The organism is Paracoccus sp. Ld10 (genome assembly GCF_045064235.1).
GTDB lineage: Bacteria > Pseudomonadota > Alphaproteobacteria > Rhodobacterales > Rhodobacteraceae > Paracoccus.
This window is the reverse complement of the sequence record NZ_JBISHD010000031.1, coordinates 304,158-318,455: the sequence shown is the minus strand read 5'-3', so window position 1 is coordinate 318,455 and position 14,298 is coordinate 304,158. Positions and strand designations below refer to the sequence as shown.

General features: G+C 65.8%; 15 protein-coding genes. 8 read left to right on the top strand and 7 right to left on the bottom strand.

Annotated features, from left to right (window positions below; genetic code table 11):
- The first annotated feature begins 118 nt into the window (after positions 1-118).
- Genes ACJJVR_RS13680 through ACJJVR_RS13670 form a run of 3 tightly spaced genes read left to right on the top strand, consistent with a single transcriptional unit; the run spans position 119 to position 3,091 of the window.
- The gene (locus tag ACJJVR_RS13680) at positions 119-685 is read left to right on the top strand and encodes a GbsR/MarR family transcriptional regulator (RefSeq protein ID WP_405405360.1); all 567 of its coding nucleotides are present in this window, start codon (positions 119-121) and stop codon (positions 683-685) included.
- Between the two features lie 5 nt (positions 686-690).
- Positions 691-2,076, top strand: coding sequence for a cytochrome ubiquinol oxidase subunit I (locus tag ACJJVR_RS13675; RefSeq protein WP_405405357.1), 1,386 nt, complete (start codon positions 691-693; stop codon positions 2,074-2,076).
- A gap of 4 nt (positions 2,077-2,080) precedes the next feature.
- On the top strand, positions 2,081-3,091 hold the full coding sequence (locus tag ACJJVR_RS13670) for a cytochrome d ubiquinol oxidase subunit II (RefSeq protein WP_405405356.1): 1,011 nt from the start codon (positions 2,081-2,083) through the stop codon (positions 3,089-3,091).
- A gap of 36 nt (positions 3,092-3,127) precedes the next feature.
- Here the strand turns inward: ACJJVR_RS13670 and ychF are convergent, their stop codons facing one another.
- On the bottom strand, positions 3,128-4,225 hold the full coding sequence (gene ychF, locus ACJJVR_RS13665; protein ID WP_405405354.1) for a redox-regulated ATPase YchF: 1,098 nt from the start codon (positions 4,223-4,225) through the stop codon (positions 3,128-3,130).
- A gap of 154 nt (positions 4,226-4,379) precedes the next feature.
- Here ychF and trpA point away from each other — a divergent pair, with 154 nt between their 5' ends.
- The 5 genes from trpA to ACJJVR_RS13640 all read left to right on the top strand — a co-directional run bounded on the left by trpA (position 4,380) and on the right by ACJJVR_RS13640 (position 7,442).
- Positions 4,380-5,177 (top strand): tryptophan synthase subunit alpha, encoded by a 798-nt coding sequence (gene trpA / locus ACJJVR_RS13660; RefSeq protein ID WP_405405352.1) that lies wholly within the window; start codon positions 4,380-4,382, stop codon positions 5,175-5,177.
- On the top strand, positions 5,174-5,734 hold the full coding sequence (locus ACJJVR_RS13655) for a VOC family protein (RefSeq protein ID WP_405405351.1): 561 nt from the start codon (positions 5,174-5,176) through the stop codon (positions 5,732-5,734). The genes trpA and ACJJVR_RS13655 overlap by 4 nt, the downstream gene beginning before the upstream one ends.
- Entirely contained in the window at positions 5,731-6,225 is a 495-nt protein-coding gene (locus ACJJVR_RS13650; RefSeq protein ID WP_405405349.1) for a GNAT family N-acetyltransferase, read from the top strand. The genes ACJJVR_RS13655 and ACJJVR_RS13650 overlap by 4 nt, the downstream gene beginning before the upstream one ends.
- Before the next feature lie 140 nt (positions 6,226-6,365).
- The gene (locus tag ACJJVR_RS13645; RefSeq protein WP_405405347.1) at positions 6,366-7,031 is read left to right on the top strand and encodes a TerB family tellurite resistance protein; all 666 of its coding nucleotides are present in this window, start codon (positions 6,366-6,368) and stop codon (positions 7,029-7,031) included.
- Positions 7,032-7,070: 39 nt separating this feature from the next.
- Positions 7,071-7,442, top strand: coding sequence for an AAA+ family ATPase (locus tag ACJJVR_RS13640; protein ID WP_405405346.1), 372 nt, complete (start codon positions 7,071-7,073; stop codon positions 7,440-7,442).
- Here ACJJVR_RS13640 and ACJJVR_RS13635 read toward each other — a convergent pair.
- From ACJJVR_RS13635 to ACJJVR_RS13610, 6 genes are read right to left on the bottom strand one after another with little or no spacing between them, the layout of a single operon-like run.
- Entirely contained in the window at positions 7,439-9,313 is a 1,875-nt protein-coding gene (locus ACJJVR_RS13635) for an exonuclease domain-containing protein (protein WP_405405344.1), read from the bottom strand. The two genes, ACJJVR_RS13640 and ACJJVR_RS13635, sit on opposite strands and share 4 nt — an antisense overlap.
- Entirely contained in the window at positions 9,313-9,675 is a 363-nt protein-coding gene (locus ACJJVR_RS13630; RefSeq protein ID WP_042244394.1) for a response regulator transcription factor, read from the bottom strand. The genes ACJJVR_RS13635 and ACJJVR_RS13630 overlap by 1 nt, the downstream gene beginning before the upstream one ends.
- The gene (locus tag ACJJVR_RS13625; protein ID WP_405405341.1) at positions 9,668-10,171 is read right to left on the bottom strand and encodes a hypothetical protein; all 504 of its coding nucleotides are present in this window, start codon (positions 10,169-10,171) and stop codon (positions 9,668-9,670) included. The genes ACJJVR_RS13630 and ACJJVR_RS13625 overlap by 8 nt, the downstream gene beginning before the upstream one ends.
- Positions 10,168-11,982, bottom strand: a complete 1,815-nt coding sequence (locus tag ACJJVR_RS13620) for a DUF294 nucleotidyltransferase-like domain-containing protein (protein ID WP_405405338.1) — start codon at positions 11,980-11,982, stop codon at positions 10,168-10,170. Before ACJJVR_RS13620 ends, ACJJVR_RS13625 begins: the two co-directional genes overlap by 4 nt.
- 59 nt (positions 11,983-12,041) lie before the next feature.
- Positions 12,042-13,949 (bottom strand): sodium:solute symporter family protein, encoded by a 1,908-nt coding sequence (locus ACJJVR_RS13615; RefSeq protein WP_405405336.1) that lies wholly within the window; start codon positions 13,947-13,949, stop codon positions 12,042-12,044.
- A gap of 10 nt (positions 13,950-13,959) precedes the next feature.
- Complete coding sequence (locus ACJJVR_RS13610; protein ID WP_405405334.1) at positions 13,960-14,217, bottom strand: DUF4212 domain-containing protein; 258 nt, start codon at positions 14,215-14,217, stop codon at positions 13,960-13,962.
- Positions 14,218-14,298 lie beyond the last annotated feature (81 nt).

Genomic DNA, 14,298 nt, shown 5'->3' with positions numbered 1-14,298 from the left:
CCCGCCTTTCAGAGGCGGGGGCGTTTGCATGTCCGTATGCGACAACCCGCCCGATTGGCCCGCACCCAAGCTGATCTATGATGTTTTCAGTAATTACTGAAATGACAGGATCAAGCGAATGTCACTCTCGGCCTTGCGGCAGGAATTCATCCTGCATTTCGGCGAAATGGGATCGCGGTGGGGCATCAACCGTACCGTAGGTCAGGTCTACGCACTGCTGTTCCTGGCAGATCAGCCGCTGTGTGCGGACGACATCGTGGTGGCCCTCGGCTTCTCGCGGTCCAACGTGTCGATGGCGCTCAAGGAACTCCAAAGCTGGAATCTGGTCCGCCTGCGCCATCAGCAGGACGATCGGCGCGAGTTCTTTACCACCCCCGACGACCTGTGGGAGATCGTGCGCACGCTGATCAACGAACGGCGCAAGCGCGAGATCGACCCGACCCTGACCAAGCTGCGCGAACTGTCGATGGCCGAACCCGACCCTGCCGATCGCGCAGCCCATGCCCGGATCGCTGAACTGCGCCAGCTGATCGAACAGATGACCAGATTTCATGACGACATGGCCCGGTTCGAGACCGAGCGTCTTGTCGCGATCCTGAACATGGGCGCCCGTCTTGGTCGCCTTGTCGACGGCGCGGGCAAACTGATCCCGATCCGTCGCAGCAACCCTCAAACGAAAGGCTGAACCCAATGGACCCGCTGATTCTGTCGCGGATTCAATTTGCCGCGAACATCTCTTTCCACATCCTGTTCCCGACTATCACCATCGCACTTGGCTGGGTGCTGCTGTTCTTCAAGCTGCGCTTCAACCGGACGGGCGACGAAAAATGGATGGACGCCTATCGTTTCTGGGTCAAGGTCTTTGCCCTGTCCTTTGCTCTTGGCGTTGTGTCGGGCATCACCATGTCGTTCCAGTTCGGCACAAACTGGCCGGGCTTCATGGAGCGGGTGGGCAACATTGCAGGGCCGCTGCTGGCCTACGAAGTCCTGACCGCCTTCTTTCTGGAGGCCGCGTTCCTGGGCATCATGCTGTTCGGGTTCCGCCGCGTGCCCGGTTGGCTGCACACGACCGCGACCTCTCTGGTCGCCTTCGGGACGACATTGTCGGCCTTCTGGATCCTGGTTCTGAACAGCTGGATGCACACGCCTGACGGCTATGCGCTGATCGACGGTGTCGTGCACGCGACCGACTGGATGGCGATCATCTTCAACCCGTCGCTGCCCTATCGTCTGACGCACATGCTGTTGGCATCGGGTCTGACGGTGGCGTTCCTGATCGCCGGTGTATCGGCCCTGCGCTGGATCTGGGGCGACCGCGGTGCCGAAGTCCGCACCACGCTGCGGTTTGGCGCGACGATGGGGGCACTGCTGATCCCGCTGCAGATCTACGCCGGCGATATGCACGGCCTGAACACGTTGGAACACCAGCCCGCCAAGGTCGCCGCGATGGAGGGTAACTGGGAAACGCAGGGGAACGTGCCGCTGGTCCTGTTCGCGATCCCCGATCAGGACGCACGCGAAAACCGGTTGGAGATCGCCGTCCCGAACGTCGCATCCCTGATCCTGACCCACAGCGTCGATGGCGAGGTGCCGGGCCTGAACGACTTTGTGGCTGATGACGGCACGGTCCAGCACCCGCCCGTGGCACCGGTCTTCTACAGCTTTAGGGTGATGGTCGGCATGGGTTTCGCGATGCTGGCGCTGTCCTGGTCGTCGATGTGGTTCATGCGCCGCGGTCGCGGTGTCGAGGGCCTGCCCCGCCCCTGGATCTATGCCTTTGCCGCGATGGGGTTTTCCGGCTGGATCGCCACGCTTGCCGGTTGGTACGTGACAGAGATCGGACGTCAGCCCTGGCTGGTGACCGGCGTGCTGTCCACCAAGGACGCCGTCGGCCCGGTATCCGGGGGCATGGTCGCCTCCAGTCTGGTCGCTTACCTGCTGGTCTATGCCCTGCTGATGGCGGCCTATCTGGGAACGTTGGCCTATCTGGCGCGGCGTGCGGCACGTCATGATCCCCTGACCCCGGACCTGCCCACCCCGGACGCGGGTGTCCGCGTCCTGCAACCGGCGGAGTGAACCCATGCATCTGTTCGGCGATCCGTTCATCTGGCTGCCCTTTGTCTTTGCCATGCTGATGGGCATCTCGATCCTGGTCTATGTCGTGCTGGACGGCTTTGACCTAGGGGTGGGGCTGCTGTTCCCCTTTGCCACCGCGACCGAGCGCGACCGCATGGTCGCCTCGATCGGCCCCTTCTGGGACGCAAACGAAACCTGGCTGGTCCTGGCCATCGGCCTGTTGCTTGTGGCGTTCCCGGTGGCGCACGGAGTCATCCTGACGGCGTTGTACCTGCCGGTGACCGTCATGCTGATCGGCCTGATCCTGCGCGGCGTTGCGTTCGAATTCCGGGCAAAGGCGCCGACCCGGCACCGCGTCGCCTGGAACCGGGCGTTCTTTGGCGGCAGCCTGGCATCGACCTTGTCGCAGGGTTTCATGCTGGGGCTGTATATCACGGGGCTTCAGTTCACATGGGCCAACATCGCGTTTGCGCTGCTGACGGCGGTGTTCCTGACGGTGGGGTTCAGCTTTATCGGTGCGACCTGGCTGATCGGCAAGGCCGAGGGCATCCTGCAGGCCAAGGCGATCCTGTGGGCGCGCCGCGGCATCTGGGGGCTGATGGCGGGCATCGTGGCCATTTCGGCGGCCTCTCCGCTGGTCAGCGCGCGCATATGGGACAAGTGGTTCACCTGGCCCGAGGTTGCCATCCTCGCGCCCCTGCCGATCCTGTCCGCGATGCTTATCACGACCCTGTGGCGGGTGCTGCACAAGCTGCCGATGGAAGACGACCGGATGGCGTGGACGCCATTCGCGTTGACCACCGCGCTGTTCGTGATGGCGTTCGGGGGGTTGGCCTACAGCTTTTACCCCTATGTCGTGCCGGAACAGATGACCATCTATCAGGCCGCCGCCGCACCCGAGGCTCTTATCATCATCCTCGTGGGGGCGCTGATCGTGCTGCCGGTGATCATCGCCTATTCCGTGCTGGCCTATACGGTCTTTCGCGGCAAGGCGATGGACCTGACCTATTACTGAATGAACAAGGCGGGCCGCCCGGCCCGCCTTTCATCATCAGCCGCTGAACAGGAAATGCAGGACGTCGCCGTCCTTGACCTCATAGGTCTTGCCCTCGACACGCAGCTTGCCGGCTTCGCGCGCGCCTGCCTCTCCCTTGCCCGCAACATAATCGTCATAGGCGATGGTTTCGGACCGGATGAACCCTTTTTCGAAATCGCCGTGGATCACGCCTGCCGCCTGCGGGGCCAGCGTGCCCTTGCTGATGGTCCAGGCGCGGGCCTCCTTGGGGCCGACGGTGAAATAGGTCTGCAGGCCCAGTAGGGTGTACCCGGCACGGATCAGGCGATCCAGGCCCGGCTCCTCCAGACCCATCTCTCCCAGGAACATCTGGGCCTCTTCGGCGTCCAGCTGGCTGATCTCCTCCTCGATCCGGGCAGAGATCACCACGTGACCAGCGCCCTGGGCCTCGGCCATTTCGCGGACCTTTTCGGACAGGGCGTTGCCGTTCGCGGCCTCGTCCTCGGCCACGTTGCAGACGAACAACACGGGCTTCGCGGTCAGCAGCTGCAGCATGTCCCACGCACGGCGGTCATCGTCGGACACGGTTATCGTGCGCGCGGGGCGACCCTCGTTCAGCACGGCCAGTGCCTGTTGCAACAGGCGCTGCTGATCGGCCGCATCCTTGTCGCCGCCCTTCAGCTTGCGCGCCAGGTTGGCCAGACGGCGTTCGATCGATTCCATGTCCGCGATCATCAGCTCGGTCTCGATCACCTCGGCATCGGCCAGCGGATCGACGCGACCCTCGACATGGGTGATGTCGCCATCCTCGAAACAGCGCAGCACATGGGCAATGGCATCCACCTCGCGGATGGTCGCCAGGAACTGGTTGCCCAACCCCTCGCCCTTGGACGCGCCCTTCACCAGACCCGCGATGTCGACAAACGTGATCCGCGTCGGGATGATCTGCTTGCTGCCCGCAATGGCGGCCAGCGTGTCCAAGCGCGGGTCGGGGACCGCGACCTCGCCCACGTTGGGTTCGATGGTGCAAAACGGAAAGTTCGCGGCCTGAGCGGCTGCGGTTTTCGTCAATGCGTTGAACAACGTCGACTTGCCCACGTTCGGCAAGCCCACGATCCCCATGCGAAAGCCCATGACAGCACCCTTTCCCGTCTGAATATCCCGCGCCTGTTACGCGCCCCGCGCGGCCAAGTCCAGCCTTGGCCCGGCCAGCGCCCGGCCCGCGCCCGGAGATTGCACCCACCCCCCATGCGCGCTAGGAATTGCGACAAGAAATGCGGGGACGGACATGACCAGAATCAACGACAGGTTTGCGGCACTCAAGGCGCAGGGCAAAAAGGCCTTTGTAGCCTACATGATGGCATCAGACCCCGACGATGCGACCGCGTTGCAGATCATGCGCGGCCTGCCCGATGCGGGCGTCGACATCATCGAACTGGGCATGCCGTTCACCGACCCGATGGCCGACGGCGCGACCATTCAGGCCGCGGGCCAACGCGCCCTGGCGCAGGGCGGCAGCGTCAGCCGCACGTTGGACATCGTGCGCGAATTCCGGCGCGACGACACCACGACGCCGATCGTCCTGATGGGCTATTACAACCCGATCTATGCCCGCAAGGGCGGCGTGACCCAGTTCTTGACCGACGCGGTCGAGGCCGGGATCGACGGTCTGATCGTCGTCGACCTGCCCCCTGAGGAGGACGCCGAACTGTGCGTGCCCGCCACGGCCGCGGGGTTGAACTTCATCCGTCTGGCAACGCCCACGACCGATGACCGCCGCCTGCCTGCGGTCGTCAAGAACATCACCGGTTTCGTCTATTACGTCAGCGTCACGGGCATCACCGGCGCGGCCGCGGCAAACGCCGCCGACGTCGCCCCCGAGGTCGTGCGCATCCGCGCCGCTGCCGGCCTGCCGGTCGTCGTGGGCTTTGGCATTTCGACCCCCGAGGCGGCAGAGGCCATTGCATCCGTGGCCGACGGCTGCGTGGTGGGCAGTGCCATCGTCAAGCAGATCGGCGAAGGTCGCCCTGTCCCCGAAATCCTGGCCTTTGTCCGCGATCTGGCCGCGGGCGCCCATCGCGGGTGAGCCTGGCGTTCGACCATGTGGCCATCGCCGCCCGCACCCTGCAAGAGGGTGCGGAGTGGCTGGCCGGTCACGGTCTGGTTCTGGAACCGGGCGGGCGTCATCCAGGCATGGGGACGCACAATCGGCTGATGTCGCTTGGGCCAAGGGAATACCTGGAACTGATCGCCCCTGATCCGGATGCCGATTTCCGTCCCTGCTGGTTTGGGCTGGACGGGTTCGACGGACCGCCGCGTATCGTCGGCTGGGTCATGCGCGCGGACCCGCTGACCGCGCCCACCGGCACGCGGATCGTGATGGCCCGTCGCGGTGACCTGTCCTGGCGCATCACACTGCCGCTGTCGGGCCAGATGCCGCGCGACGGGGCACAGCCGATGCTGATCGACTGGGGCGGCGGGCCGCACCCGTCGGACAACCTGCCCGATCGCGGCGTGCGCATGGCCCGCCTGACACTGCCGCTGGATCGACTGGAGGTGGACGACCGACGCCTGATGCTGACCGGCGCGGGTATGCCGATGTCCCTGACCCTGACCACAGCCGACAGCCGGATTACGCTGTGATCCTGCGCGACGCCACGGCGGGCGATGTCGCGCAGATCGCGGCGATTTGGAACCCCATCATCCGCGACACGGTCGCGACCTTCTGGCCCACGGAAAGGTCCGAGCCAGAGATCGCCCGATTTGTCGCGGACCGTCAGGCAGCGAACCACGCGTTTCTGGTGGCGCAGGATCACGACGGAATCGCGGGCTTTGCCACCTATACCCAATTTCGCGGCGGCTTGGGCTATGCGCACAGCATGGAACATTCCGTCCACGCCCATCCCGAACGACGCGGTCGGGGCGTTGGCCGCCTGCTGGTCCGCGCGGTCGAGGCGCACGCCCGTCTTCGTGGACACCGCCTGATGATCGGCGGCATCACCGGGTCGAATACTGCGTCGATCGCGTTCCACGCCGCCCTTGGTTATGCCGAATGGGGACGCATCCCGGCAGCGGGTTGGAAATTCGATCAATTTCACGATCTTGTGCTGATGGGACGCGATCTTTCCGTCTAAGTTGACGCATGGCCTGCAACGCGCCCCTATCGCTGCGTCGCTTTCGGCGCTAACCTTGGGTCATGGATTGCTGCACAACCCCCGAGACTTGCTTGGGTCCCTGCCCCGACCTGCCAAGGCCCCGCAGCTTTTGGCAGCGGATGGCCGATCGTATCACCGTGTTCCTGTGGACGAACCGCCCGGCGACTCCGCCCGAACGGTCAGTGGCTTTCACCATCGCGGTGATCGCGCTTGGCGCCAAGCTGGCCAAGGTCGATGGCACGGTCGAGCGGTCCGAAGTGGCCGCCTTTCGTCGCGTGTTCATCATCCCCCGGTCCGAAGAAAAGAACGCCGCGCGTGTGTTCGATCTGGCACGCAAGGACGTCGCGGGGTTCGATGCCTGGGCGCACAAGATGGCGTCGATGTTCCAGCCCGGCGACCCGGTCCTGCTGGACGTGATGGAGGGGCTGTTCGTCATCGCCGTCGCCGACGGTGCATTGCAACAGACCGAAATCGACTTTCTGGACGAGGTCGGGCGCATCTTTGGCCTGGCCCCCGCCCAGATCGCCGCGATCCGGCGGCGTCATGACAAGGGTTCGGGCTGCCCACCGTGCGAGGTTCTGGGCGTTGCCCCCGACACCCCCCTGCCCGAGGTCAAGCGCCGCTGGCGACAGTTGCTGCGCGAGAACCATCCCGACCATGCCATCGGCCGCGGCCTCCCCCCCGAGGCGATCCGTCTGGCCGAAGCCCGCACCCGGCGCCTGAACGAGGCATGGGACGATTATCGCAGCCGGTACCGCGGCAATCTGCAGGCAGGTGCCGCCTAAGGCCTTGTGCGCAGGGCGGGCGCTGCCCATCTGTGGCCCATGACACGCATCCTGACCCCCGCCGTCCTGTGCCTGACCCTGCTGTCCACCCCGGCCACCGCGCAGGAGGAACCCGGTTTTCTGGAACGCGGACTGGGTGCTATCATGGGACAGCTGTGGGGCGATGACGATCCCGACACAGCCGCGCCGTTGGCGCAGGACCTTGCGGGTGCGCTGCGCCGAATGGGGCCGGTCCTGCAGGATCTTGCGACCCAGGTCGATGACATCCGCAATTATCAGGCCCCCGAACGGCTGCCCAATGGCGATATCCTGATCCGCCGTCGTGAGGATGCGCCCTCGCCGCCGGCTTTGGGCGAAACGCTGCGCCCCGACGACGACCCCGCGACCGATCAGCCGCAGATTGCGCTTTAACGGTTCGCGTCCGCGATCAGGGCGCGGTGTTCGCGGGCCTTTGCCACGACCTCCTCGAACCGGGTGATGCCTTTGGCCTCCAGCGCGGGGATCAGGGCCAGAAAGGCTTGCGCGGTGGCGATGGTGTCACCCATCGCGGTATGACGCGCATCCGGCGGGATGGTGATGCCCAACCGTTCTGTCAACGCATCCAGCGTGTGCACCGCCGATTGTCCCCAGATCATCGCCGACAGCAGCACCGTGTCCATCACGCGGTTGTCGAACCGCGCGCCGGTCTGCGCCTCGGCCCGGCGCAGGAAACCCATATCAAAGGGCGCGTTATGCGCGATCAGCACACTGTCATCGCAGAAATGCCGGAACGCAGTCAGTGCGGCGGTCAGGTCCGGCGCATCGGCAACCATCGCATCGGTGATATGGTGGATCGCGGTCGAGGCCGGGGGAATGGGACGACCGGGGTTCACCAGCGTCTCGAACCGCTCTCCGGTCAGACGGCCGCGGGCCAGACGCAGGCCGGCGATCTGCACGATCCGGTCGCGCTCTGTCAGGCCGGTCGTTTCGGTGTCAAAGACGACGCAGGTCAGGTCCGCCAGACGGGACGATGCCACCCCCCGCGTGGCCAGCGCAAAATCATAGGTGACACCCGCCCCGTCCGCGACATCCTGAGCCAGGGTCAGCGGCATGACCAGACGGGCTGTTCCGCCTTCGGTTTCCGGCCAGATGCCGGTGCCATGGCGGGCCAGAATTTCGGACCCCGTCAGGTCAGGCTGGCCCGGATCGGGGGCGGCGGTCAGCCACTCCTCCAGCCGATCGATGGGCACGGGCGGACCGCGCCAGTCCAGCGTCAGGCGCATCTGATCGTCGGGATCGGGGTGCACCGACAGCACCGGTGCATGCCCCAAGGCGCGCAACCGCCCGTCCAGCATCAGCAGCAGCGCGTTCACGCTGGCCGCTTGTGCGCGAAACGCCAGCGGGGGCAGGTTGATCGCGTCCAGCCCCGCCGCCAGTTCCGCCAGAACCGCCACGTCGCCCGGCGCGTCGCTGGCCATGATCCGCGACAGGCTGCGGGTGGCGGTGGCAAGGCCCTGCCCCTCGGCCCGGATCGCCTGTGCCAGCGCAGGTGGGATCGGCCCGTCCAGCGCATCCAGCATCGGAACCAGGGTCGAGGCGTGGCGGCGCAGCGCCTCCAGCGTGTCGCGGGGTGCCGGGCGCTGAACCGCACCATCGCGCAGGATCAGCAGCAGGCCATCGTCAACCGCGCGCAGGCGACCTGACAGGCGCACCCCGCCGACCGTCAGGCACGACAGATCGGTGGCAGGCGCACCCGCCGCCAGCCGCATCATTGCAGCCCGCAACGCCCCCGGCGTCAGGTGACCGTCCAGCGCACGATCCAGCGCCAGCCCTGGCAGCAGACGCGCCGCACTGGCGTTATAGAACACCACCCGCCCCCGCGCGTCGGCCATGACCGCGCCAGCCCCGAAATCGGCCAGGATCGCCTCCAGACTGGCTTTTTCGCGCAGGGTTTCGGCCGCATGATCCTGCAACGCCTGCGCCAGCGCCTGATCCGACCGTTCCCGCGCCAGCGCAGCGTCGCGCGCAGCGGGTCCCAGGTCGGCCAGGTGCCGCGCCTGCGCCAAGTCGGGCACACGCCCGGTCCGCAACGCCCCGGCCAGCGTTTCCAGAGGGCGTGCCAGATGGCGGTCGAACAGGAACCACAGCGCGGTCATCAGCCCCAGCAGCCCGAAGCCCGCGATCATCGCGGCCTGGATCACCGCATCCTGACCGCCCTGGCTAACCCGCCACAGCGCCAGCCCCGACAGGACCAGCGCCGCGGCCAGCGCGGTCAGGAACACCGACAGGATGCGACGGCGCATCAGGACAGCAGGCGGGCCATCTCGGCCCGCAATTCGGCCAGTTCGAACGGCTTTGCGATAAAGCCGTCGGCGCCAAGCGCCAACCCCTTGCGGCGTTCGACCACCGATCCGCGCGCCGTCATCATCAGCACCCGCACACCGGCCAGATCGGGGTCCGCGCGCACGTCCTGGACAATCTGATAGCCCGACACCTCGGGCAGCATCACGTCCAGCAGGACCAGATCGGGCCGCGTTTGGCGGATGCGGTCCACGGCACCCCGCCCGGTGGCGATGCGGTCATGGCGGTGGCCGTCACGGGTCAGCAGGAAATCCAGCGCAGTGGCGATGTTGTCCTCGTCCTCGATGACCAGAATGTCAGCCATTGGACCCTCCGTTCGGGCAGACGGCCGCAAATGCCGCGTCGTCGCCTGCGGGCATCCAGTCGGCGCGTGCGGGACGGATGCGCGCGCCTGCGCAGTCGAAATCCTGCGGCACGATCAGGGTCTGGCCCCGCCGTTCGATCAGCATGATCGGCGCGCGGCGGGTGCCGTCCGCGCCCTGACTGATCTGGGCCGGGTCAAGGGCGGCAAACCGTGTCTCCACCGGGACCAGATAGGTCCAAGGCGCCCAGGGCTGGCTGTCGCGACCCACGATCAGCACCTGCGACCCGGCGGGCAGGCTGGCCCGCGCCCGGTCGAACCACGCGTAATCGTTCCACACCGAATAGGCGACCATCGACAGCCCGATGCCCGCAGGCAACAGCCAGGCGGCGGGCGACAGGCCCAGCCTGCGGGCCAGATGCATCCCAGCATACAGCATCGCCGCCGCCCCGATCGCCACGGCGATCACCCCGATCAGATCGCTTCCGATTCCTGTCATCCCAGCATCCCCTTGCCATGTCCCACCGCCGATTGCATGCCGCGCACCACGACAAAGGCATCGCGCAGGTGGCTGCGTTCGAAATCCGACAGATCCGCCGGTGAAAGATAATTGTCCGGCCTGCGCCCCGCCTTGACCAGATGCGCCTGGCTTTCCAGCCGCACCGTCTGGATCATGTCATAGGCCGCGATCAGGTCGCGACCGCCCGTGGCCGAAATGACGCCCCGCGCCTCGGCGTCCTGCAACCGGGCGCGGGTGTTGACTGCCGCGATGCGCCCTTGCAGGGCATAGACCCGCGCAAGGTCTGCGACTGGAACCACGCCGTTGTGCTTCATGTCGATGTGGTGGCGATGCTCTCCATGGCGAATGGTGGCAAAGCCGCCGATCAGGCCAAGCGGTGGCCGATGTTTCAATGAATTTCCAATCATGTGCGCGATAAAGATCGAATTCTTCGAGGCCGCGTCCAGGGTGCCCGTCTGGAGGTCATGCAACAGCGCATCATCGCCGCCGATGGCGCGCAGGTCGAACATCACCGATGCCAGCATCTGCGCTTCGGGGCTGGGATGGGTGATCCAGTCGCAGAAGTAACCCTGCCAGATGTTTAGCGGCTGACACCAACGTGGATTGGTGGCCATCATATCGCCCGGGCAATGGACATAGCCGCAGGCATGCAGGCCATCGCTGACCCGTCGCGCCAGTTCCGCAAACCACGGATCGCGCGCATCCGCGCCCGCAGCAAGGATCAGGCAGTTGTCCTGATCGCTGACGCCGGTCTGTTCCTGACGGCCCTGGCTGCCACAGGCGGCCCAGCACCAGGCGGCAGGCGCAGGCCCCAGATCAGCGGCGGTCAGGTCCAGCAGCCGCCGCGTGACCGCGTCGGCAATATCGGTGATCATGCGGGTGATGATCTCGTGCCGCTGGCGGGCCAGGACTAGTTGCGCCAGCAGTTCGGGAATGCGCGCGGTGACCGCGGCCATCTGTGCGGCGTCGCGCGCCTTGGCGACCTGCCGGATCAGACCCGCGGCGGAAATCGCCTGAACCCGCGTCAGGTCGGTCTGGCTGATCATGCCGACAAAGCGGCCATCCTCGACGACTGGCAGATGGCCGATGCAGCGTTCCAGCATGACGTTCAGCACGTCATAGCCCAAGGCCGTCGGCGCCAGGGTCACCGGGTCGGGCGTCATCACGGCGCTGACCGGCTGGCGCATGTCGCGCCCCTCGGCCACGACGCGGTTCGACATGTCGCGAATGGTCACCAGACCGATCAGGCGCCCCCCGTTGGTGATGCCAAGGCTGCTGACGCGGGCATCGCGCATCTGGCGGGCGGCCTCGATGATGGGGGTGTCGGGGGGGCAACTGACGGGTTTGCCCGACAGCAGCTCTCCGACCTTAAGGCGCGCCAGATCGCCGCCCCGGTCGGAGGGTACACGCCCACGGTCAAAGAACCGGGCGACTGTGCGGTGATCGGCGATCAGGCGCGTCACCTCTGCCCGGGGCAGCATCAGGATCACCGCGGGTTCGTCCATGACCCGTGCGGACGTCACCGCGATGCCATCGCGCAACAGGCCACGTTCGCCGAACGAATTGCGGGGGCCCAGTTGGGATACGCTGTCGCCGTTGCGGTCGGTCACGGTGACCTGACCGCTTTCGATCAGGTAGAGGCCCGGCAGGCGTTCGCCGAACTGATAGATCAGATCGCCGGGGGCGAAGGTCCTGCGGCTGAAAAAGCTGGCGACCCGCGCCAGCTCATCCCGTTGCAGGCTGTCATAGGGATGCACGGTGGCGATGAAATCGACAATGCTGTCGGGCATCCGGGGTGACCTTGTGACTGGAAAGGTGCCGCGCCCCGGTCGGGGGCGCGGCAGGATCGTCAGTGCGCGACGGCACTGCCCGCACCGCGCGGGACGCGGATCGATTCGACCAACTCCTGCACGTGGGCGGGGGGACGCTGGCTGATCGCCGAGACCCCGAAGGCCACTGCAAAGTTGATGATTGCGCCGATGGTGCCGAACGATGCCGGTGAAATGCCGAACAGCCATGCGCCAGGCGTGTCGGGCAGCATGTTGGTCCCTGCGACAAAGAACCAGCCCTTGTAGGCAAAGATATACAGGATCGTGGACAGCATGCCCGCGACCATGCCGGCGATCGCGCCTTCCTTGCCGACGCGCTTGGAGAAGATCCCCATCATCAGCACAGGAAAGATCGAGCTTGCGGCAAGGCCGAAGGCCAGTGCCACGGTCTGCGCCGCAAAGCCCGGCGGGTTCAGACCCAGGATCGTCGCCACCAGGATCGACACCGCCATCGAGACGCGCGCCGCCATCAGTTCGCCCTTTTCGCTGATGTCGGGGCGCAGCGTGCCCTTGATCAGGTCGTGGGACACGGCACCGGAAATCGCCAGCAGCAGGCCCGCCGCCGTCGACAGGGCCGCAGCCAGACCGCCTGCGGCGACGATGGCGATGACCCAGCCCGGCAGGTTCGCGATCTCGGGATTGGCGAGCACCATGATGTCGTTGTTTACGGTGCTCAGCTCGTTACCCGCCCAGTTCTGCTCGGCTGCCGGGGCACCCGGCAGGGCCGCGTGGGTCTCGGCCAGCCGCGCGTCATAGGCGGCCTGGGCCGCATCGATCGCCGCCTGATCGCCACTGGTGCGGGCCGCCGCCAACGCGGTCGCCTGAGCGGCTGCGCCATCGTTGTAGTACTGGATCAGACCGTCGCCATTCTTGTCCTCCCAGTTCAGCAGGCCGGTGGTCTGCCAGCGGCGCATCCAGGCCAGCTCTTCACTGGTCTCGATGTCGGCCAGCGATACCGGAGGCTGGCTGAACGTCTCGCCCTGTTCGGCACCCGGCCACATCGTCGCGGTCAGGTTGAAGCGCGCCATCGAACCGACCGCCGGAGCGACCGTGTACAGCAGCGCGATGAAGACCAGCGCCCAGCCCGCGGACTTGCGGGCGTCCGACACCTTGGGCACCGTGAAGAAGCGGATGATGACATGCGGCAGACCCGCGGTGCCGATCATCAGCGCCATCGTGAACAGCACCATGTCCAGCGTCGAGTTGTGATGTTCGGTATAGGCGCGGAAGCCCAGGTCGGTCACCAGGCCGTCCAGCTGCGCCAGAAACGCCACGCCCGAACCGTCATGCGTGCCGAACAGCCCCAGAGGCGGCAGGAAGTTGCCCGTCAGCTGCAGCGAGATGAAGATCGCCGGAATGGTATAGGCGATGATCAGGACGACGTATTGCGCGACCTGCGTATAGGTGATGCCCTTCATGCCGCCCAGGACGGCATAGCAGAACACCAGACCCGCGCCGATCCACAGCCCGGTCGAATTCGACACCTCCAGATAGCGCGAAAAGGTGACCCCCACGCCGGTCATCTGGCCGATCACATAGGTGATCGACACGATCAGCAGGCAGATCACGCCGATGATGCGCGCGGTCGGGGAATAGAAACGGTCGCCGATGAACTCCGGCACGGTGAACTTGCCGAATTTCCGCAGATACGGCGCCAGCAGCAGCGCCAGCAGCACGTAACCACCCGTCCAACCCATCAGGTAGGTCGAGTTGTCATAACCGGTAAAGGCGATCAGGCCCGCCATCGAGATGAAGGACGCGGCCGACATCCAGTCTGCCGCCGTCGCCATGCCGTTCATGACCGGTCCCACGCCGCGGTTGGCGGCATAGAATTCGGCCGTCGATTTGGCCCGGCAATAGATGGCGATGCCGATATACAGCGCAAAGGATGCGCAGATGACCAGAAGGTTCAGGGTGAATTGGCTCATGGCTGGTTCCTCACTCGTCCACGCCGTGTTCGGCATCGAGGCGGTTCATGCGCCAGGTGTAGAAGAAGATCAGCGCGATGAAGCACAGGATCGACCCCTGCTGGGCGAACCAGAACCCCAGGTCCGTCCCGCCGACCGGAATGCCCGACAGCAACGGTCGCAGGATGATCCCGAACCCATAGGACACCAGCGCCCAGATCGCGAGGCACACATAAATGATGCGTAGATTGGCCTGCCAATAGGCATTCGATGATTGTCTGTCACTCATGTCCCTAGGTTCCTCCCTGTTCAGACATGTCCGTCACTCCGCCCTAGTCTTGTTCCCCGCCCGTCCCCGGCGGCGGGGTCG